This is a genomic window from Parafrankia elaeagni (genome assembly GCF_000374165.1).
Classification (GTDB): domain Bacteria; phylum Actinomycetota; class Actinomycetes; order Frankiales; family Frankiaceae; genus Parafrankia; species Parafrankia elaeagni.
The window spans coordinates 53706-74114 of the sequence record NZ_KB893739.1; the positions used below are offsets into that span (position 1 = coordinate 53706).

The 20409-nt window shown below is 68.9% G+C and carries 16 protein-coding genes and 1 tRNA gene; 1 reads left to right on the forward strand and 16 read right to left on the reverse strand.

Features of this window, described 5'->3' with window-relative positions; all coding sequences use genetic code 11:
• Positions 1 to 18 precede the first annotated feature (18 nt).
• The 5 genes from rpsJ to rpsL form a co-directional block, all read right to left on the reverse strand.
• Positions 19 to 327: a 30S ribosomal protein S10 gene (gene rpsJ / locus B207_RS0120505; protein ID WP_006539131.1), complete on the reverse strand. Its 309-nt coding sequence runs from the start codon at positions 325 to 327 to the stop codon at positions 19 to 21.
• A gap of 300 nt (positions 328 to 627) precedes the next feature.
• On the reverse strand, positions 628 to 1821 hold the full coding sequence (gene tuf / locus B207_RS0120510) for an elongation factor Tu (RefSeq protein WP_018505133.1): 1194 nt from the start codon (positions 1819 to 1821) through the stop codon (positions 628 to 630).
• A gap of 101 nt (positions 1822 to 1922) precedes the next feature.
• Positions 1923 to 4019 (reverse strand): elongation factor G, encoded by a 2097-nt coding sequence (gene fusA / locus B207_RS0120515; protein ID WP_018638475.1) that lies wholly within the window; start codon positions 4017 to 4019, stop codon positions 1923 to 1925.
• Between the two features lie 6 nt (positions 4020 to 4025).
• Positions 4026 to 4496 carry a 30S ribosomal protein S7 gene (gene rpsG / locus B207_RS0120520; protein ID WP_018638476.1) on the reverse strand — a complete coding sequence of 157 codons (471 nt, stop codon included), beginning with the start codon at positions 4494 to 4496 and terminating at the stop codon, positions 4026 to 4028.
• Complete coding sequence (rpsL, locus tag B207_RS0120525; RefSeq protein ID WP_009740532.1) at positions 4496 to 4870, reverse strand: 30S ribosomal protein S12; 375 nt, start codon at positions 4868 to 4870, stop codon at positions 4496 to 4498. The genes rpsG and rpsL overlap by 1 nt, the downstream gene beginning before the upstream one ends.
• 637 nt (positions 4871 to 5507) lie before the next feature.
• On the opposite strand from rpsL, the gene mug reads away from it, so the two are divergent.
• Positions 5508 to 6230: a G/U mismatch-specific DNA glycosylase gene (gene mug / locus B207_RS0120530; RefSeq protein WP_018638477.1), complete on the forward strand. Its 723-nt coding sequence runs from the start codon at positions 5508 to 5510 to the stop codon at positions 6228 to 6230.
• Positions 6231 to 6322: 92 nt separating this feature from the next.
• Here mug and B207_RS0120535 read toward each other — a convergent pair whose 3' ends face one another.
• The 11 genes from B207_RS0120535 to B207_RS0120585 all read right to left on the reverse strand — a co-directional run bounded on the left by B207_RS0120535 (position 6323) and on the right by B207_RS0120585 (position 20258).
• On the reverse strand, positions 6323 to 6751 hold the full coding sequence (locus tag B207_RS0120535) for a PIN domain-containing protein (RefSeq protein ID WP_230205133.1): 429 nt from the start codon (positions 6749 to 6751) through the stop codon (positions 6323 to 6325).
• 5 nt (positions 6752 to 6756) lie between these two features.
• The gene (locus B207_RS0120540; RefSeq protein WP_018638479.1) at positions 6757 to 7056 is read right to left on the reverse strand and encodes a type II toxin-antitoxin system CcdA family antitoxin; all 300 of its coding nucleotides are present in this window, start codon (positions 7054 to 7056) and stop codon (positions 6757 to 6759) included.
• 174 nt (positions 7057 to 7230) lie between these two features.
• Positions 7231 to 11121 (reverse strand): DNA-directed RNA polymerase subunit beta', encoded by a 3891-nt coding sequence (locus B207_RS0120545; protein ID WP_018638480.1) that lies wholly within the window; start codon positions 11119 to 11121, stop codon positions 7231 to 7233.
• Between the two features lie 129 nt (positions 11122 to 11250).
• The gene (gene rpoB, locus B207_RS0120550) at positions 11251 to 14676 is read right to left on the reverse strand and encodes a DNA-directed RNA polymerase subunit beta (RefSeq protein ID WP_018638481.1); all 3426 of its coding nucleotides are present in this window, start codon (positions 14674 to 14676) and stop codon (positions 11251 to 11253) included.
• A 1223-nt stretch (positions 14677 to 15899) separates the two neighbouring features.
• Positions 15900 to 16292, reverse strand: coding sequence for a 50S ribosomal protein L7/L12 (gene rplL / locus B207_RS0120555; RefSeq protein WP_018638482.1), 393 nt, complete (start codon positions 16290 to 16292; stop codon positions 15900 to 15902).
• Between the two features lie 180 nt (positions 16293 to 16472).
• Positions 16473 to 17039 (reverse strand): 50S ribosomal protein L10, encoded by a 567-nt coding sequence (gene rplJ / locus B207_RS0120560; protein ID WP_018638483.1) that lies wholly within the window; start codon positions 17037 to 17039, stop codon positions 16473 to 16475.
• A 477-nt stretch (positions 17040 to 17516) separates the two neighbouring features.
• Positions 17517 to 18230 carry a 50S ribosomal protein L1 gene (gene rplA / locus B207_RS0120565; RefSeq protein WP_018638484.1) on the reverse strand — a complete coding sequence of 238 codons (714 nt, stop codon included), beginning with the start codon at positions 18228 to 18230 and terminating at the stop codon, positions 17517 to 17519.
• A gap of 161 nt (positions 18231 to 18391) precedes the next feature.
• Complete coding sequence (rplK, locus tag B207_RS0120570) at positions 18392 to 18826, reverse strand: 50S ribosomal protein L11 (RefSeq protein WP_018638485.1); 435 nt, start codon at positions 18824 to 18826, stop codon at positions 18392 to 18394.
• 35 nt (positions 18827 to 18861) lie between these two features.
• On the reverse strand, positions 18862 to 19641 hold the full coding sequence (gene nusG, locus B207_RS0120575) for a transcription termination/antitermination protein NusG (protein WP_018638486.1): 780 nt from the start codon (positions 19639 to 19641) through the stop codon (positions 18862 to 18864).
• A gap of 248 nt (positions 19642 to 19889) precedes the next feature.
• Entirely contained in the window at positions 19890 to 20153 is a 264-nt protein-coding gene (gene secE, locus B207_RS0120580; protein WP_018638487.1) for a preprotein translocase subunit SecE, read from the reverse strand.
• Between the two features lie 32 nt (positions 20154 to 20185).
• Positions 20186 to 20258 (reverse strand) — tRNA-Trp (locus tag B207_RS0120585).
• Between the last annotated feature and the right edge of the window lie 151 nt (positions 20259 to 20409).

Here is a 20409-nt window from a genome sequence, read left to right on the forward strand (position 1 = left end):
GACTGGCGCCGGCCCCTCTTACAGCTTGATCTCGATGTCCACGCCGGCGGGCAGGTCGAGGCGCATCAGCGAGTCGACCGTCTTCGGCGTCGGGTCAAGAATGTCGATCAGCCGCTTGTGCGTCCGCATCTCGAAGTGCTCGCGGCTGTCCTTGTACTTGTGCGGCGACCGGATGACGCAGTAGACGTTCTTCTCCGTCGGCAGCGGCACCGGACCCGCGACCTGCGCACCGGTACGCGTCACGGTCTCGACGATCTTCCGCGCCGAGCTGTCGATGACCTCGTGGTCATAGGCCTTGAGCCGGATGCGGATCTTCTGTGCCGCCATGGTGGGCTTCGCCTGTCCTGTCTGTCTCGTCCGGCCGGTATTACTACCGGGTCCCCGTCGACCTCTCCAAGCTCCGCGGCGCGGGTCGCCGCCATGAGGACGGGCGACCCGGCGGGGCCGGGTTCGTGCCGGGTGTACCGCCTTGTCTGACGCCCGTCGGCACGCACATCGCGAGCCCCCGGGCAGCTACCTGCTCCACTCCCGGTCGCACGCCGGCCGGGACGCACCAGGCGCCCCGGCGTGCCGCCGGGCAGCAACAGCGGGCGGCGGGCCCTGTGAGGCACCCGCCGCCCGCGGCTACTACTTGATGACCTTGAGAACCTGGCCCGCACCGACGGTCCGGCCACCCTCACGGATGGCGAACCGCAGGCCCTCCTCCATGGCGATCGGCTGGATCAGCTCGACCGTCATCTCGGTGTTGTCGCCCGGCATGACCATCTCGGTGCCCTCGGGGAGGGTCACGACGCCGGTCACGTCGGTGGTGCGGAAGTAGAACTGCGGCCGGTAGTTCTTGAAGAACGGCGTGTGCCGGCCACCCTCGTCCTTGTTGAGGATGTAGACGCGCGCCTCGAACACCGTGTGCGGGGTGATCGACTTCGGCTTCACGATGACCTGGCCGCGCTCGACGTCCTCGCGCTTGATGCCACGCAGGAGCAGACCGACGTTGTCACCGGCCTGGCCCTCGTCGAGCAGCTTGCGGAACATCTCGACGCCGGTCACGGTCGTCGTCGTGGTCTCCGGCTTGATGCCGACGATCTCGACGGTCTCGTTGACCTTGACGATTCCACGCTCGATACGACCGGTGACGACGGTGCCACGACCAGTGATCGTGAAGACGTCCTCGATCGGCATGAGGAACGGCCGGTCGATGTCACGCTCGGGCTCGGGGATGGACGCGTCGACCGCGGCCATGAGCTCGAGGAGCTTCGCGCCCCACTCCTTGTCGCCCTCCAGCGCCTTCAGCGCGGAGACGCGGATCACGGGGACGTCGTCGCCGGGGAACTCGTAGGTGTTCAGGAGCTCCCGGACCTCGAGCTCGACGAGCTCGAGGATCTCCTCGTCGTCGACCATGTCGGCCTTGTTGAGCGCGACGACGATGTAGGGCACGCCGACCTGGCGGGCGAGGAGCACGTGCTCCTTCGTCTGCGGCATCGGGCCGTCGGTCGCCGAGACCACCAGGATCGCGCCGTCCATCTGCGCGGCACCGGTGATCATGTTCTTGATGTAGTCCGCGTGGCCGGGGCAGTCGACGTGGGCGTAGTGCCGGGCGTCGGTCTGGTACTCGACGTGCGCGATCGAGATCGTGATACCGCGGGCCTTCTCCTCCGGCGCCTTGTCGATCTGGTCGAACGGCGTGAAGGGGTTGAGGTCCGGGTGCGCGTCGTGCAGAACCTTGGTGATGGCTGCCGTCAGCGTCGTCTTGCCATGGTCGATGTGACCGATGGTGCCGATGTTGACGTGCGGCTTGGTCCGCTCGAACTTCTGCTTCGCCACTGGTGTCCCTCCAAGGACGGGTGGTGTCGTGCTTGTGTCGTGGTCACTGGGCCGGCGCTGTCGTCAGTGGTGCCGGCACCCCGGCCCGCTGGGAGACCTGACTACTCGCCTCGCGCCTTCGCGATGATCTCCTTGGCGACGTTCTGCGGAACCTCGGCGTAGGAGTCGAACTGCATCGAGTAACTCGCCCGACCGGAGGTCTTCGACCGCAGGTCACCGACGTACCCGAACATCTCCGACAGCGGCACCAGGGCCCTGATGATGCGGGAACCGCCCCGTTCGTCCATCGCCTGGATCTGCCCGCGACGCGAGTTCAGGTCGCCGATCACGTCACCCATGTGGTCCTCGGGCGTCGTGACCTCGACCGACATCAACGGCTCGAGAATGACCGGGTCGGCCTTCCGCGCGGCCTCCTTGAACGCCATCGAACCGGCGATCTTGAAGGCGAGCTCGGAGGAGTCCACGTCGTGGAACTGGCCGTCCCGCAGGGTGACCTTGACGTCCACCAGCTGGTACCCGGCCAGGACACCGAACTCCATGGCCTCCTGGCAGCCGGCGTCCACCGAGGGGATGAACTCCTTGGGGATGCGCCCGCCCGTGACCTTGTTCTGGAACTCGTAGCCGCCGCCGTCGCCGCCGGAGGGCTCGAGGTCGATGATCACGCGAGCGTACTGGCCGGAGCCACCCGTCTGCTTCTTGTGGGTGTAGTCGACCTTCTCCACCTTGCGGCGGATGGTCTCGCGGTAGGCCACCTGCGGCTTGCCGACGTTCGCCTCGACGCCGTACTCACGGCGCATCCGGTCGACGAAGACCTCGAGGTGCAGCTCACCCATACCGGCGATGACCGTCTGACCGGTCTCCTCGTCGGTGCGGACCTGGAAGGTCGGGTCCTCTTCGGTGAGCCGCTGGATCGCGGTGCCCAGCTTCTGCTGGTCAGCCTTGGTCTTCGGCTCGATGGCGACGTCGATCACCGGAGCGGGGAAGATCATCGACTCGAGGATGACCGGCGAGGCCGGGTCGCAGAGCGTGTCACCGGTCGTGGTGTTCTTCAGACCCACCACGGCGACGATCTGGCCCGCTCCCACGCCTTCCCGGTCCTCCCGGTGGTTGGCGTGCATCTGCAGGATGCGGCCGATCCGCTCCTTGCGGTCCTTGGTGGAGTTGAGCACCGCGGTACCGCTTGTGATCTTGCCGGAGTACACCCGGATGTAGGTCAGCTTGCCGACGTACGGGTCCGACATGATCTTGAAGGCCAGTGCGGAGAACGGCGCGTCCTCCTCAGCCTCGCGGATGACCTCGGTCTCCTCGTTGCCGACCGCGTGGCCGGTGACCGCGCCGATGTCGGTCGGCGAGGGGAGGAAGTCGACCACCGCGTCGAGCATGGGCTGGACGCCCTTGTTCTTGAAAGCCGAGCCGCAGAGCACCGGGTTGACCTTGCTGGCCACCGTGGCCCGCCGCAGCGCCGCCATGAGCTGCTCCTCGGTGGGCTCCACGCCCTCCAGGTACAGCTCCATGAGGTCGTCGTCGTTCTCGGCGACGGTCTCGACCAGCTTCTCCCGCCATTCCTGCGCGGCCTCGGCGTGGTCCTCAGGGATGTCGACCGTCTCGTAGGAGGCGCCCTTGTCCTCGGTGTGCCAGAGCAGGCCCTTCATGCGGATCAGATCGATCACGCCACGGAAGTCGGCCTCGACACCCCAGGGGAGCTGGATGACGGCGGGCGTCGCGTCCAGCCGGTCGACCATCATGTCGACGCAGCGGTGGAACTCGGCGCCGACCCGGTCCATCTTGTTGACGAACGCGATCCGCGGGACGTCGTAGCGGTCGGCCTGCTTCCACACCGTCTCGCTCTGCGGCTCGACACCGGCGACGGCGTCGAACACCGCGACCGCGCCGTCGAGGACGCGCAGCGAGCGCTCCACCTCGACGGTGAAGTCGACGTGGCCCGGAGTGTCGATGATGTTGATGGTGTGATCGCGCCAGGAACAGGTGGTGGCGGCGGAGGTGATGGTGATCCCCCGCTCCTGCTCCTGCTCCATCCAGTCCATCGTGGCGCCGCCCTCGTGGACTTCACCGATCTTGTAGTTCACACCGGTGTAGAAGAGGATGCGCTCGGTGGTGGTGGTCTTGCCCGCGTCGATGTGGGCCATGATCCCGATGTTGCGGGTCGAGGCCAGGGCGGAACGTACGTCAGCAGCCATGATGAGTTACCAGCGGTAGTGGGCGAAGGCCTTGTTGGACTCCGCCATCTTGTGGGTGTCCTCCCGGCGCTTCACGCTCGCGCCGAGGCCGTTGCTCGCATCGATCAGCTCGTTCATCAGGCGCTCCGTCATCGTCTTCTCACGACGACCGCGGGAGTACCCGACGATCCAGCGCAGCGCCAGCGTCGTGCTGCGGCCCGCGCGGACCTCGACCGGCACCTGGTAGGTGGCACCACCGACACGGCGGGGACGCACCTCGAGGGTCGGCTTGACGTTGTCCAACGCACGCTTGAGCGTGACGACCGGGTCGTTGCCGGTCTTGTTCTTGGCGCCCTCGAGCGCGCCGTACACGATGCGCTCCGCCACCGACTTCTTGCCGCTCAGCAGCACCTTGTTGACCAGAGCGGTCACCAGCGGCGAGCCGTAGACCGGGTCGACGACGACGGCGTGCTTGGGTGCTGGCCCCTTGCGCGGCATCAGCCCTTCTCCTTCTTCGCGCCGTAGCGGCTGCGAGCCTGCTTCCGGTTACGGACGCCCTGCGTGTCGAGGGCGCCCCGGACGATCTTGTAGCGGACGCCCGGGAGGTCCTTCACTCGGCCGCCACGCACCAGCACGATCGAGTGCTCCTGCAGGTTGTGGCCAACGCCCGGGATGTAGGCGGTGACCTCGATCCCGCTGTTGAGCCGGACGCGGGCGACCTTGCGCAGCGCCGAGTTCGGCTTCTTGGGCGTGGTCGTGTAGACGCGGGTGCACACGCCACGACGCTGCGGGCTCCCCTTGAGTGCCGGGGTCTTGGTCTTCTCGACCTTGTCCTGCCGGCCCTTGCGGACCAACTGCTGGATCGTGGGCAACGCCGCTCCCGTTCCTTCGTGCCTCGTCGTACTCCTCGGCAGCCATCCCGGATGGCCGGCCTGTCTGCCTGCTGTGTCGCGGTGCGGCCCCACCGGTCGGCACGGAACGGGCGCCGGAGCGCTCCCTTCCGACCCACGCGGTCGGGCGTGTCGCGCCCTTCAGGACTGCTCGAAAGATCCGAACCGTCCCGGTAAGGAGCGCGCCCACCCGACCATCAGCCGGCTCGAACCTGACAGTCACCGACGGCAGCCTGGGTGCCTGACCTGAAAGGCCGACTCCCGGCGCCACGGCGCCACATCTAGGCGCAGGACACACGCCAGAGCCACGTGGGCTCCAGCCACAGGTGCCAACATTACTCCACGCCCGCGTCAAGTGTCGAACGGGGTATCACCCGACGACCACGACACCCCGCGCTCGGCAACAGACGGCCTGCCTGCGCCTTCCCACCGAGCTGCGCGACCGGCGCCCACTCGGCGTGCCGCAGGCGTGCTGCCGGCGTGTTTCCGCCGTGCTGCCCATGAGCGACGCCGGCTGGTAGCACCGGACGCCCTTCGCGCCGAACGCCCGCGAACCGCCCCGGCAGCCACGTACGCCCGGGTGCAGCGGGTTTCGAGGGTCCCGTCGAGCCCGGTACCGATGATGGAGAAGAATGTGTCCGTGTCCAGTTCCCTGCGGCCGTCCCCGCCGGCGACTGCCCGGCCGGCGGTCGCGACCCGGGCCGGCTCCGACCTTCGCGATGGACGCGGCCGCCCGACCCGGCCCGGCCGCGCGGAACTGCTGGCCGCCTACGGCACGACCGTCCCCGATCTGGTCGGGTCCGAGACCCGGCTGCTGCTGTGTGGTATCAACCCGTCCCTGGAGTCCGGGGCGACCGGATTCCACTTCGGGACACCGAGCAACCGTCTCTGGCCGGTCCTGCACCTGGCCGGGTTCACCTCCCGCCGGCTGCACCCCTCGGAGACCGACGAGCTGCGGGCCCGCGGCATCGGGATCACCAACCTGGTGCGCCGGGCCACCGCGCGGGCGGACGAGATCGACGACGACGAGGTGCGCGCGGGCGTCCCGGTGCTCACCGCGCTGGTCGAGCGGATCCGGCCCGACTGGGTCGCGTTCCTGGGCCTCGCCGCCTACCGGATCGGCTTCGGTCGCAGGACGGCGAAGGTGGGCCGACAGCCGGAGCGCCTCGGACCGGCCGGCGTCTGGCTGCTACCCAACCCCAGCGGCCTCAACGCCCACTATCAGCTCCCCGACCTGGTGAGGGTCTACGGCGAGCTCCACGAGGCGGCGTACGGACCGGGCACCCGGTCACCGTCCGGCGGAACAGGGTCTGGCGTCTCGGGGCCTCCAGAGGCCATCTGAAGGACCATCGCCACCCCTCCTGCCACCCGCCCCAGGGGCGCGGCGCCCGATCCCGGGCTGCGCGACGCCCGATCGCGGGCTGACCGGCACGGTCAGGACCTGTCTCGGCCACCGGGGCTGGCGAGAGGCTCGACGGCGACGGTCGGATAGGGACCCGCGAGCCGGGCCAGATCGGCCGGGTCGCCGGTGAGGATCACCCCGCCGCCGCCCTCCACCGCCACGGCCACCGCGTGGGCGTCGGCGAGATACCGGGAGCCGAGGCCGGCCTGGGCGAGCACCGCGCCGGCAAGCCGGGCCATCGACCGGTCGGTGTCCCGCAGGCTCAGCGCGTCGGCATCCCGGGCCAGCAGGGCGTCCACGGCGGCGCCGCGGCCCGCGCCGCGGTAGAGCTCGGCCAGCACGATGGTGGGCACCACGACGTCGCGCTGCAGCCGGATGGCGGCCCGCATCGAGTTACGAACCTGGCCACGGCTGTGATGGTCACGGTGGAGCAGTGCGTTGACCGCCTCCGCGTCCAGCACGAGCCTCACGCCGAAGGCCCGCCGAGCAGGCGCATGTACCGCTCGGTCTCCTCCTCGTCCGCGGCCGGGTCGCGCCCGGGAGCCTCGGCGTCGAGACGGTCGACGAGCGCCTCGAGGGCCCGCTGACGCCGGCGACGGTCGAGCTCGCCGCGCAGGGCGAGGTTCACCTGGGCGGAGAGGTTCTCCCCCGCGGCTTCCAGCTCGGCGACCAGGTCGGCGTCCAGCGTGATCGACACCTTGCGCTTCGCCGGCAAACCGGAGCCGCCTGGCGGGAGCCTGCCCACCGTCATCACCGCCAGAGTCATGGATCAATCCTACTGTGATCCTACTGTGATCCCACCGGCCGATCACTCCCCCTTCCCGGCAACGCGAACGGCCCGGTGTGTCCGCATGCGGCGGACACACCGGGCCGTGGCGAGATCAGACCAACCAGGACTGTCGCGCCGGGTGGGTCGGTCGACCCACCCGGCGCGGCCGGGTCAGCGGTAGTCGCCCGAGCTGCGGTAGTCGAACTCGTCCAGCGGAACGGCCTGGCCGGAGCCGGTACCGAACGCGCCGTACTCGACCGAGCCGCCGTCCTCGTAGCCACTGACCGAGTACATCGCCGCCCGTGCCTCGTCGGTCGGCTCCACCCGGATGTTGCGGTACCGGGAGATGCCGGTACCGGCCGGGATGAGCTTGCCGATGATGACGTTCTCCTTGAGACCGACCAGCGAGTCCGAGCGGGCGTTGATAGCCGCGTCGGTGAGCACCCTGGTCGTCTCCTGGAAGGACGCCGCCGACAGCCACGACTCGGTGGCCAGCGAGGCCTTGGTGATGCCCATGAGCACCGGGCGGGCCGAGGCCGGCTGGCCGCCGGTCTCCACCACGCGGCGGTTCTCGGCCTCGAACCGGGCGCGCTCGACGAGCTCGCCGGGCAGCAGCGCGGTCTCCCCCGACTCCAGCACGTTCACCCGCTTGAGCATCTGGCGGATGATGATCTCGATGTGCTTGTCGTGGATCGACACACCCTGCGACCGGTACACCTCCTGCACCTGGTCGACCAGGTGCAGCTGCACCTGGCGCGGGCCGAGGATGCGCAGCACCTCGTGCGGGTCGACCGCGCCGTCGATCAGCTGGGCGCCGACGTCGACCCGCTCGCCCTCGCGGACCCGCAGCCGGGAGCGGCGGGACACCGGGTAGGCGATCTCCTCGCTGCCGTCGTCGGGGACGATGACGACCTTGAAGGTCTTCTCCGTCTCCTCGATCTTGACCCGGCCGACCACCTCGCTGATCGGGGCCTTGCCCTTCGGGCTACGGGCCTCGAAAAGCTCGACGACACGGGGCAGACCCTGGGTGATGTCGTCACCGGCGACACCACCGCTGTGGAAGGTACGCATCGTCAGCTGCGTACCCGGCTCACCGATCGACTGCGCGGCGACGATGCCGACGGCCTCACCGACGTCCACCAGCTTGCCGGTGGCCAGCGAACGGCCGTAGCACTGCGCGCAGACACCCATCCGCGACTCGCAGGTGAGCGCCGAGCGCACCCGCACCGACTCGATCCCGGCCTCGATGATCTGGCCGATGACCACGTCGCCCGCATCGGCGCCGCCCGGGACGACGACCTCGCCCTGGGCGTCGACGGCGTCGGAGGCGAGCGAGCGGGCGTACGCGGAGGTCTCCGCGTAGCGGTCCCGCACCAGCACCCCGTCCGGCCCCTTGCGGGCGATCCGGGTGAGGATGCCGCGCTCGGTTCCGCAGTCCTCCTCGCGGACGATGACGTCCTGGCTGACGTCCACCAGACGACGGGTCAGGTAACCCGAGTCGGCGGTCCGCAGGGCGGTGTCGGCGAGCCCCTTACGGGCACCGTGCGTGGAGATGAAGTACTCGACGACGGTGAGGCCCTCACGGAAGTTCGCCTTGATCGGCCGCGGGATGATCTCGCCCTTGGGGTTGGAGACCAGTCCACGCATGCCGGCGAGCTGCCGGATCTGCATCATGTTTCCGGCGGCCCCGGAGTTGACCAGTGTGTAGACCGGGTTGGTCTCCGGGAAGTTCGCCTCCATGGCCTCGGCGATCTTGTTCGTCGCCTCGGTCCAGATCTGCACCAGTTCGCTGCGGCGCTCCTCGTCGGAGAGGAAACCGCGGCCGAACTGCTTCTCGACCCGCTCGGCCCGCTGCTCGTACTCGTCGAGGATCTGGGCCTTGTTCGGCGGTGCCACGACGTCCTCGATCGCGACCGTCACACCGGACCGGGTGGCCCAGTAGAAACCGGCGCTCTTGAGGGCGTCCAGCGTCGCCGCGACCTGGATCTTCGGGTACCGCTCGGCGAGGTCGTTGACGATCGCCGCCTGGGCCTTCTTGTTCAGCTGGGCGTTGATGAAGGGGTAGCCCTCCGGCAGCGCCTCGTTGAGCAGGCAGCGCCCGAACGTGGTCTCCAGGGTGAACGGGTCCCCCGGCAGCCAGTCGGCGGGCGGCGTCCACTCGGTCGGCGGCGTGCTCTCCCGCAGCCGGACCTTGATCAGGGCCTGCAGCCCGATCTCACGCGCGTCGAAGGCCATCTGCGCCTCGGCCACGCTGGAGAAGTAGCGGCCCTGGCCGAGCTCGTCATCGGTGATCCGGGACAGGTGGAACACCCCGGTCACCATGTCGAGGCTCGGCATGGCCAGCGGACGCCCCGACGCCGGCGAGAGGATGTTGTTGCTCGACAGCATCAGGATCCGGGCCTCGGCCTGCGCCTCCGCGGACAGCGGAAGGTGCACGGCCATCTGGTCACCGTCGAAGTCGGCGTTGAAGGCGGTGCAGACCAGCGGGTGGATCTGGATGGCCTTGCCCTCGACCAGCTGCGGCTCGAACGCCTGGATGCCGAGGCGGTGCAGGGTCGGCGCCCGGTTGAGCAGCACGGGGTGCTCGGTGATGACCTCCTCGAGCACGTCCCACACGACGGGGCGGGCCCGCTCGACCATGCGCTTGGCCGACTTGATGTTCTGCGCGTGGTTGAGGTCGACCAGCCGCTTCATCACGAACGGCTTGAACAGCTCCAGCGCCATCTGCTTCGGCAGCCCGCACTGATGCAGCTTGAGCTGCGGGCCGACGACGATGACCGAACGGCCGGAGTAGTCGACGCGCTTGCCGAGCAGGTTCTGGCGGAACCGGCCCTGCTTGCCCTTGAGCATGTCGGACAGCGACTTGAGCGGGCGGTTGCCGGGCCCGGTGACGGGCCGGCCGCGGCGGCCGTTGTCGAACAGCGCGTCGACGGCCTCCTGCAGCATCCGCTTCTCGTTGTTGACGATGATCTCGGGCGCGCCGAGGTCGAGCAGCCGCTTCAGCCGGTTGTTCCGGTTGATCACCCGGCGGTACAGGTCGTTCAGGTCGGACGTCGCGAAGCGGCCACCGTCGAGCTGCACCATCGGGCGCAGGTCCGGCGGGATGACCGGGACGCAGTCGAGCACCATCCCCATCGGGGAGTTGCGGGTGTTCAGGAACGCCGAGACGACCTTGAGCCGCTTGAGCGCACGGGCCTTCTTCTGCCCCTTGCCGCTGCGGATGGTCTCCCGCAGCGACTCCGCCTCGGCGGCCAGGTCGAAGTCGGCGAGCCGGCGCTGCAGCGCCTCGGCTCCCATGCCGCCCTCGAAGTACTGGCCGAACCGGTCGCGCAGCTCGCGGAAGAGCAGCTCGTCTGGCTCCAGGTCCTGGACCTTCATGCCCTTGAAGCGGTCGAAGACCCGCTCGAGGTCGTCGATCTTGCGCTGGGAGCGGTCGCGGATCTGGCGCATCTCGCGCTCCGCCGACTCACGCACCTTGCGGCGGGCGTCGCCCTTGGCCCCTTCGGCCTCGAGCTGCGCGAGGTCCTCCTCCAGCTTGCGCTGGCGGGTCTCGACATCGGCGTTCTTCTTGTCCTCGAGCTGCTGCTTCTCGACCCCGATCCGGGCCTCGAGCGTCGGCAGATCGCGGTGCCGGGAGTCGATGTCGACCTTGGTGATCATGTACGCGGCGAAGTAGATGACCTTCTCGAGGTCCTTCGGCGCGAGGTCGAGCAGGTAGCCGAGACGGCTCGGAACACCCTTGAAGTACCAGATGTGGGTGACGGGAGCGGCGAGCTCGATGTGGCCCATCCGCTCGCGGCGCACCTTGGCGCGCGTGACCTCGACGCCACAGCGCTCACAGATGATGCCCTTGAACCGGACCCGCTTGTACTTCCCGCAGTAGCACTCCCAGTCCCGGGTGGGACCGAAGATCTTCTCGCAGAAGAGTCCGTCCTTCTCCGGCTTGAGGGTGCGGTAGTTGATCGTCTCCGGCTTCTTGACCTCACCGAACGACCACTGGCGGATGTCGTCCGCGGTGGCCAGGCCGATGCGCAGCTCGTCGAAGAAGTTGACGTCCAGCAAGACTGTCGCCTGCTCTCTCTTTCTCAGTCGGGACGCTGCCGGGGCCCCCGGTCGGCGCCGGTGGGCGCCGGGCCGGATGGCACGAGTGGACGGGGTCGGGGGCCTGGCAGGGCCAGGCCCCCCGTCACGTCAGACCTCTTCGACGCTGCTCGGCTCACGCCGCGACAGATCGATACCGAGCTCCTCCGCCGCGCGGAAGACGTCCTCGTCGGTGTCCCGCATCTCGATCGAGACGCCGTCGCTGGACAACACCTCGACGTTGAGGCACAGCGACTGCATCTCCTTGATGAGGACCTTGAACGACTCCGGGATACCGGGTTCCGGGATGTTCTCGCCCTTGACGATGGCCTCGTAGACCTTCACACGGCCCACGACGTCGTCGGACTTGATCGTCAGCAGTTCCTGCAGGGCGTAGGCGGCGCCGTACGCCTCCAGCGCCCACACCTCCATCTCGCCGAACCGCTGGCCGCCGAACTGCGCCTTACCACCGAGCGGCTGCTGCGTGATCATCGAGTAGGGCCCGGTCGACCGGGCGTGGATCTTGTCGTCGACCAGGTGCAGGAGCTTGAGGATGTAGATGTAGCCGACCGCCACCGGGTACGGGTACGGCTCGCCGGTCCGGCCGTCGTACAGCTCGGCCTTGCCGGAGGAACCGATCATCTGCTGACCGTCCCGGTTGGGGAGGGTGGCGTCGAGCAGGCCGGTGATCTCCTCCTCGCGGGCGCCGTCGAACACCGGCGTCGCCACGTTCGTCCCGGGCGGGGCGGCGTCGGCGCCGATACCGCGCAGGCGCTCCTTCCAGCCCTCGTCGCCCGAGTCGACCTGCCAGCCGGTCTTGGCGACCCACCCGAGGTGGGTCTCCAGGATCTGGCCGATGTTCATCCGGCGCGGCACACCGTGCGGGTTCAGGACGACGTCCACCGCGGTGCCGTCGGGGAGGAAGGGCATGTCCTCGACCGGCAGGATCTTGGCGATGACGCCCTTGTTGCCGTGCCGGCCGGCGAGCTTGTCACCGTCGGTGATCTTCCGCTTCTGGGCCACGTAGACGCGGACCAGCTCGTTCACGCCCGGAGGCAGCTCGTCGCCGTCCTCGCGGGAGAACACCCGGACACCGATGACCTTGCCGGACTCGCCGTGCGGCACCTTCAGCGAGGTGTCGCGGACCTCCCGGGCCTTCTCGCCGAAGATCGCGCGGAGCAGGCGCTCCTCCGGAGTCAGCTCGGTCTCGCCCTTCGGGGTGACCTTGCCGACCAGCACGTCACCGGGCGACACCTCGGCGCCGATCCGGATGATGCCGCGCTCGTCGAGGTCCGCCAGGACCTCCTCGGCGACGTTCGGGATGTCCCGGGTGATCTCCTCCGGGCCCAGCTTGGTGTCCCGGGCGTCGACCTCGTGCTCCTCGATGTGGATCGAGGAGAGGACGTCGTCCTGGACGAGGCGCTGGGAGAGGATGATCGCGTCCTCGTAGTTGTGCCCCTCCCACGGCATGAAGGCGACGAGCAGGTTCTTGCCCAGCGCCATCTCGCCGTTGTCGGTGCACGGGCCGTCCGCGATGACCTGGCCGGCCTCGACCCTGTCGCCCTCGAACACGATCGGCTTCTGGTTGATGCAGGTGCCCTGGTTCGACCGGCGGAACTTCGCCAGCCGGTAGGTGCGCCGGGTGCCGTCGTCGTGCATGACGGTGATGTAGTCGGCCGACAGGTCCTCGACCACGCCGGCCTGTGCGCAGACGACGACGTCGCCGGCGTCCTTGGCCGCGCGGGCCTCCATGCCGGTGCCGACCAGCGGGGCCTCGGAACGCAGCAGCGGAACCGACTGCCGCTGCATGTTCGAGCCCATCAGGGCCCGGTTGGCGTCGTCGTGCTCGAGGAACGGGATCATGGCCGTCGCCACGGACACCATCTGCCGCGGCGAGACGTCCATGTAGTCGACCTCGTCCGGCGGGATGAACTCGACCTCACCGCCCTTGCGTCGGACCAGGACGCGGTCCTCGGCGAACGTGCCGTCCGCGTTCAGCGGGGTGTTCGCCTGCGCCTTGACGTGCCGGTCCTCCTCGTCCGCGGTCAGGTAGTCGATCTGGCCGGTGACCCGGCCGTTCTCCACCTTGCGGTACGGGGTCTCGACGAAGCCGAACGGGTTGACCCGCGCGAACGTCGACAGCGAGCCGATCAGGCCGATGTTCGGGCCTTCCGGCGTCTCGATCGGGCACATCCGGCCGTAGTGGCTGGGGTGCACGTCGCGGACCTCGAAGCCGGCCCGCTCCCGGGACAGACCGCCGGGGCCCAGCGCCGACAGGCGGCGCTTGTGGGTCAGACCCGCCAGCGGGTTGGTCTGGTCCATGAACTGGGAGAGCTGGCTGGTGCCGAAGAACTCCTTGATGGAGGCGACGACCGGCCGGATGTTGATCAGGGTCTGCGGCGTGATCGCCTCGACGTCCTGCGTGGTCATGCGCTCGCGGACGACGCGCTCCATCCGGGCCAGGCCGAGGCGGACCTGGTTCTGGATGAGCTCGCCGACGGTGCGCAGCCGCCGGTTGCCGAAGTGGTCGATGTCGTCGACCTCGTAGTTGTCCTGGTCCTGGCCGGCGTGCAGCTTGACGATGTACTCGATCGTCCGGACCACGTCGTCCTCGGTGAGGACGCCGACGTCGTGCGCGACCTCGAGAGTCAGCTTCTTGTTCACCTTGTAGCGGCCGACCTTCGCCAGGTCGTAGCGCTTCGGGTTGAAGAAGAGGTTCTCCAGCAGGGTCTGCGCCGACTCCCGCGTCGGCGGCTCGCCGGGGCGGAGCTTGCGGTAGATGTCGAGCAGGGCGTCGTCCTGGCTGGAGGTGTGGTCCTTCTCCAGGGTGACCCGCATCGACGGGAAGTCGCCGAACCGCTCCAGGATGCGGGCCTCGTCCCAGCCGAGCGCCTTGAGCAGCACGGTGACCGACTGGCGGCGCTTGCGGTCGATGCGCACGCCGACGGTGTCGCGCTTGTCGATCTCGAACTCGAGCCAGGCGCCTCGCGAGGGGATCACCTTGCAGGAGAACAGATCCTTGTCGGACGCCTTGTCGATGGCCTTCTCGAAGTAGACACCCGGGGACCGGACGAGCTGGCTGACCACCACGCGCTCGGTGCCGTTGATGACGAACGTGCCCTTCGGGGTCATGAGCGGGAAGTCGCCCATGAACACCGTCTGGCTCTTGATCTCACCGGTGGTGTTGTTGGTGAACTCGGCGGTGACGAACAGCGGCGCCGAGAAGGTCATGTCCTTGTCCTTGCACTCCTCGACGGAGTACTTGGGAGGCTCGAACCTGTGATCCCGGAAGGACAGGGACATCGAGCCGGAGAAGTCCTCGATCGGGGAGATCTCCTCGAAGACCTCCTCAAGCCCGGAGGTGATGGGGACGTCGTCCCTACCGGCGTCGATAGCCTCCTGGACCCGCTCCGCCCAGACGTCGTTACCGATCAGCCAATCAAAGGACTGCGTCTGCAGGGCGAGAAGATCCGGGACCTCGAGAGGCTCGATGATCTTTGCGAACGAGATGCGGGGGGCGGAACGCGAGGCGGCCAAGGTGGTCCTTCCGGTGGCCTGATCGTGGGGCTGGCGTCGCGGATGTCAAGGATCCGTTTGGGGGTGGTCAGGTGATCAGTGTCTCGCTACGGTTATGCGGAACATCGGCGGGGGGTACCCCGGCAATGCGAGGATCCCGAGGTGAGGACTCCTTCGCCGGTGCGGTGATCCGCCGGACGGCGCTCGCCCTGGCGGACGCCGACGCGGCCGTGCGGTCGAGCCGTGCGGAACGGGCGGGGCAGGCGTCCACGCGGGGCCCGTTCCGACCGCACGGGGCCGGATCCGGGCGCGACGAAGCCGCCGCGGGTCTGATCGGCAGGCGCGGGGAGCGTCCACGCGCCGCCGGCGCGGCGATCTCAGATCGACGTGTCGGTGCAAGGGCGAGAAGTCTCGTTCGGGTCTCGATGCGGACAGCCGGGCCGCCGTGCTCACTGACGAGGCACGACCACGCCGCTCTCGCGTCACCCCGAACCCGCTGAGGCGGCAGGTGCTCGGCCAGTGGCCAGAGGACCGCGGACCGCCCCGCGGCGCGAACCCGATCACCCGAAGGGGCCGGATCCCGATGTCGAACGTGTTACCGACGAGCCCGATGCAACGAGAAAGACAGCGCAAACTAGCAGTGTAGCCGAAGGCTTCACTGCTGGCAAGGACGAGGCACCGGTACGTCGCGCGCTGCTTCCCTACGAAGGTTCGCGAAATGATGGAACTCCGTTGCCCGGGAGCTCGTCAAGGTCTCAGAGGCAACATCGTCACGAGCGCGATTCCCTGCTCGGCAGGATCCCCCGCCCCCGGCTCCCTCGCCAGCCCGGCCACCCCGCCCCGCGACAGCGCCTCGGCCGATCACGAACATGCGGTGTGAAAAGGCCATTCGTGCATGAGCCCGGTGGTCCGGACAGCTCGGACGGGCGGGCGCAGCGCCCGGCGGCACGTGCCGATGATCCGCACCTTCGGCCGCACGGGCCCGGCGGCCGACCGGCGGACGTCACCTAGGTCTTACCACCCATGGCGCCCCGTGCCGGGCTCTGACGCGGCCTGCCGGCAATGACGAAGCGACGACGAAGCCCCGCCCCGGAGAGCCGGGACGGGGCTTCGATGCGTTCTGGCCGGGCAGCCGGAGCCCGGCCGGGCGGCCCGGCGCGGGAGCCGAGGTGCGCGCGTCTCTGCGCCCGCTCCGAAGGTGCTCCCTGCCGGGCCTGGGTGCCGCGATCGGCACCCAGGGGGAACTACTTGACGGTGACCGAGGCGCCAGCGCCCTCGAGGGCCGCCTTGGCCTTCTCCGCGGCCTCCTTGGCGACCTTCTCCAGGACGGGCTTGGGCGCGCCGTCGACGAGGTCCTTGGCCTCCTTGAGGCCCAGGCTCGTGAGCGCGCGGACCTCCTTGATGACCTGGATCTTCTTGTCGCCGACGGACTCCAGGATCACGTCGAACTCGTCCTGCTCCTCGGCGGCGGCGGCCTCGCCGCCGGCGCCACCGGCAGCCGGGGCGGCCGCGACGGCGACCGGCGCGGCCGCGGTCACGCCGAAGGTGTCCTCGAACTGCTTCACGAACTCGGAGAGCTCCAGGAGGGTCATCTCCTTGAACGCGTCGAGCAGCTCGGTGGTCGAAAGCTTCGCCATGGTGGCGGTTCCTTCCTTGTCATACCGGTCAGATGAACCGGCGCCCGGTCGGCCGGGCATTCGTCAGAGGGGTGGTCCGTGGTGGGCGGCCCGAGGTGGGTCAGGCCACCCGGTGCAGATCAGGTCGCCCGCGCCGGATTCCTGGGATCGATCGGATCCGGCGCGTCGAGCGGAGATCGCTCAGGCGTCGACGGCGACGGCCGGCTCGGCGGCAGCCGGCTCCGCGCCAGCCTCCTCCTGCCGCTGCGCGCGCAGCGCCTCGCTGAGCCGGGCGACCTGGGACAGCGGGGCCGCGAACAGGCCGACAGCCTTCGCCAGGGAGCCGTTCATCGCGCCGGCCAGCTTGGCCAGCAGGACCTCGCGGGACTCCAGGTCTGCGAGCTTGCGGATCTCCTCCGCCGACAGTGCCTTGCCCTCGACGACACCGCCCTTGACGATCAGGGCCGGGTTGGCGCGGGCGAAGTCCCGCAGGCCCTTCGCCGCCTCGACCGGGTCGCCGCCGACGAAGGCGACGGCCGTCGGGCCGACGAGCAGGTCGTCGAGGCCGGACACGCCGGCCTGCGCTGCAGCGATCTTGGTGAGGGTGTTCTTGACCACCGCGTACCGGGTGGTCTCGCCGAGCGCGCGACGCAGCTCGGTGAGCTGGCTCACCGTGAGGCCGCGGTACTCCGTCAGCACCGCGGCGGTCGAACCACGGAACTCCTCGGCGATCTCCGCCACGGCGGCGGTCTTCTCCGAGTTCGCCATCGGGCTCCTTCAGGGGTCGGCCGGCCATGCCGACAGGCCTCGGAAACAACGAACGCCCCGGCGCAGAGGCGCGGGGCGTCAGAGATCCGACGGCGTCCTGAAGGCTGCCGACCACTCTGGTGGGAGACAACGATCCTGACGGTCTTCATGGCGACTTCCCGTTCGCCACCTGCGCGGGCCGCTCGGAATCCCGAGCCTTCGGCCTCCAGCCTTCCGGGCTCGGCAGCTGCCGGGATCCTGGAGAGGTGGAGAACGACCAGCGGTCTTCGGTGTGGAACTGTTGGTCATCCTAGCAGGCTCCGTAGGCGGATCGGCGGCGGCCTACCAGCACGAGCCAGCACCAGCACCAGCACCAGCACCAGCACCAGCACCAGCGAACGCGTAAGGGGCCGTACCGGCGAACGGTACGGCCCCTTACGTTGTCAGTTCATGCCCTGCCCGTCATGGGGCGAGAGCAGGTCCCGCCTCCCGGGCCGGTCAGGCCGGGGTCTCCTCCAGGAGGTTACGGGTCCGGTTCGGGTCCACCGGGATGCCCGGGCCCATCGTGGTGGCGAAAGTGACCTTCTTCAGGTACCGCCCCTTGGCGGCAGACGGCTTCACCCGGACGATCTCGTCCAGCGCCACGGTGTAGTTCTCGATCAGCTGGCTCTCCGAGAAGCTGACCTTGCCGATGACGATGTGCAGGTTGCCCTGCTTGTCGACCCGGAAGTTGATCTTACCGCCCTTGATGTCGCCGACGACCTTGGCGACGTCGAGGGTGACCGTGCCGGTCTTCGGGTTGGGCATGAGACCGCGCGGGCCGAGGATACGGGCGATCCGGCCGACCTTCGCCATCTGGTCGGGCGTCGCGACGGTGGCGTCGAAGTCCAGGAAGCCCTCCTGGATCCGCGCGACGAGGTCGTCGCTGCCGACGACGTCGGCGCCGGCGGCGGTGGCCTCCGCGGCCTTCTCACCGGCCGCGAAGACGGCGACCCGCGGCGACTTGCCGGTGCCGTGCGGCAGGTTCACCGTGCCGCGGACCATCTGGTCGGCCTTGCGCGGGTCCACACCGAGGCGGATCGCGACCTCGACGGTCGCGTCGTACTTCGTCGAGGACGTCTCCCGGGCCAGCCGAGCGGCATCCAGCGGGCTGTACAGAGCAGTCAGATCGATCTTCTCGGCCGCGGCGCGGTATGCCTTGCTGCGCTTCATGAGTTCTCAGTTCTCCCTGTGGTGTTGGCGGGTCCGGTCCGTCGCCGAGCCGGGTCCACCCCGCCTCGGGCCGTCAGCCGGCCCTCCCACATCTGTGCAGGCCTGACCGCGGCGAGACGCCGCGGTGCCGTGCTCCACTCCGCGCTGCCGCGCGGAGGACCTCACTCGCCGACGGTGATACCCATCGACCGGGCGGTGCCCGCGATGATCTTCTCCGCCGCCTCGAGGGTGTTGGCGTTGAGATCCGGGAGCTTCGTCTGCGCGATCTCCCGAACCTGCGCCGGAGTCAGCTTCGCGACCTTCACCCGGTGCGGCGTGCCGCTGCCCTTGTCGACGCCGGCAGCCTTGAGGATCAGCCGCGCGGCGGGCGGGGTCTTGGTGACGAAGGTGAACGAGCGGTCGTCGTACACCGTGATCTCGACCGGCACGACGTTGCCGGCCTGCGACTCGGTGGCCGCGTTGTACTGCTTGCAGAACTCCATGATGTTGACGCCGTGCTGGCCCAGCGCGGGGCCGACCGGCGGCGCCGGGGTTGCCTTGCCGGCGTTGATCTGGAGCTTGATCAGCGCAGTGATCTTCTTCTTCTTGGGAGGCATCTGTTCGTCTTCCTACCGGAGTTCTACGGAGCGGATCAGATCTTCGCGACCTGGTTGAACTGCAGCTCGACCGGCGTCTCCCGACCAAAGATGGAGACGAGCACCTTCAGGCGCTGCGCGTCGAGGTTGATCTCGCTGATGGTGGCAGGCAGGGTGGCGAACGGGCCGTCCATGACCGTGACGGACTCCCCGACCTCGAACTCCTGGGCCTTGACCGTCTCGACCTTCTTCTCCTTCGGCGCAGCCGGCGCGAGGATGGAGACCACCTCTTCGCGGCGCAGCGGCGACGGCCGGTTCGTCAGGCCGACGAACCCGGTCACACCCGGCGTGTTCCGGACCGCCGACCAGGACTGGTCGGTGAGATCCATCCGGACGTAGATGTACCCGGGGTACTTCTTCTGCTGGACAAGCTGACGCTTGCCGTTCTTGACGACCGGGACCTCCTCGGTCGGCACCTCGATCTGGAAGATGTAGTCCTCCATGTTGAGGCTGGAGATCCGGGTCTCGAGGTTGGTCTTGACCTTGTTCTCGTAGCCGGCGTAGGAGTGCACCACGTACCACTCGCCGGGGGCCTCCTCCAACGCGCGGAGCAGGTCGTCCGCATCGTCGTCGGTGTCCGGGCCGGTTGCCGCGAGCGGCTCGGGCCGGGCCGGGGAGGGCGCCGAGCCGGCGTCGTCCGCCGACTCCTCGTCGGTGTCGGGTGCGGCCGCGGCATCCGTGCTCGCGACCTCGTCACGCTCGAACGCCGCAATGGGGTCGAGACGGTCGAGGGCCTCCCCCTGCTCGGAGGAGGCGTGCTCGGGAGACTGGGACACGCGGCCGATCCTTCTCTCGTGGACAGTGCGACTGTGGGTGGTTCTCTCATCGGCGGCCCTTGGCCCGGGGGGACGGTACGGCTGTGAGTCACAACCGCCCACGGCACCCGGCCCACCCCACCGGGACGGACCATCGCCACACCGGCGACCGGACGAACCCGGACCGGACGAATCCGGACCCGAGCCAGGCGCCGAACCTCGCCGACGGTGACGTCGGCCCGGCCCCGGTACCCGTGACGGCTCAGGTGTCAGCCGAAGACCGCGATGACCGCCTTCGTCAGGCCGAAGTCGAGGCTGGCCACGAAGGCCGTCATGACCGTGACGAAGACAAGCACCACGACCACGTAGGTGATCAGCTCGCTCCGACCCGGGTAGACGACCTTGCGAAGCTCCCCGATGACCTCGCGGACGAACTGACGAATCCTGCGGAGAATCGAGAACGGCGACCGACGACGGTCGGCCCGCGCGGACCGGTTGGCCCGCGGTGCCGCGTCACGCGTATCGGTCGCCACTCAGCTCCACCCACTCGTTCGTCGGTCCAACGCAGGGGCGACAGGACTCGAACCTGCAACCGCCGGTTTTGGAGACCGGTGCTCTACCAATTGAGCCACGCCCCTTAGACGTACCCGGAGCCCTGACAGTTCCACTACTGAACACCTCCCGAACGGATCCTCCGAGGATGCCGCGCCATACTCGCGCGCCGATCCTCCCGGGACCATCGTTCCGCCGGGATGAGCCGTAAGCGGGGCCGACAGGCCGAGCGGATCG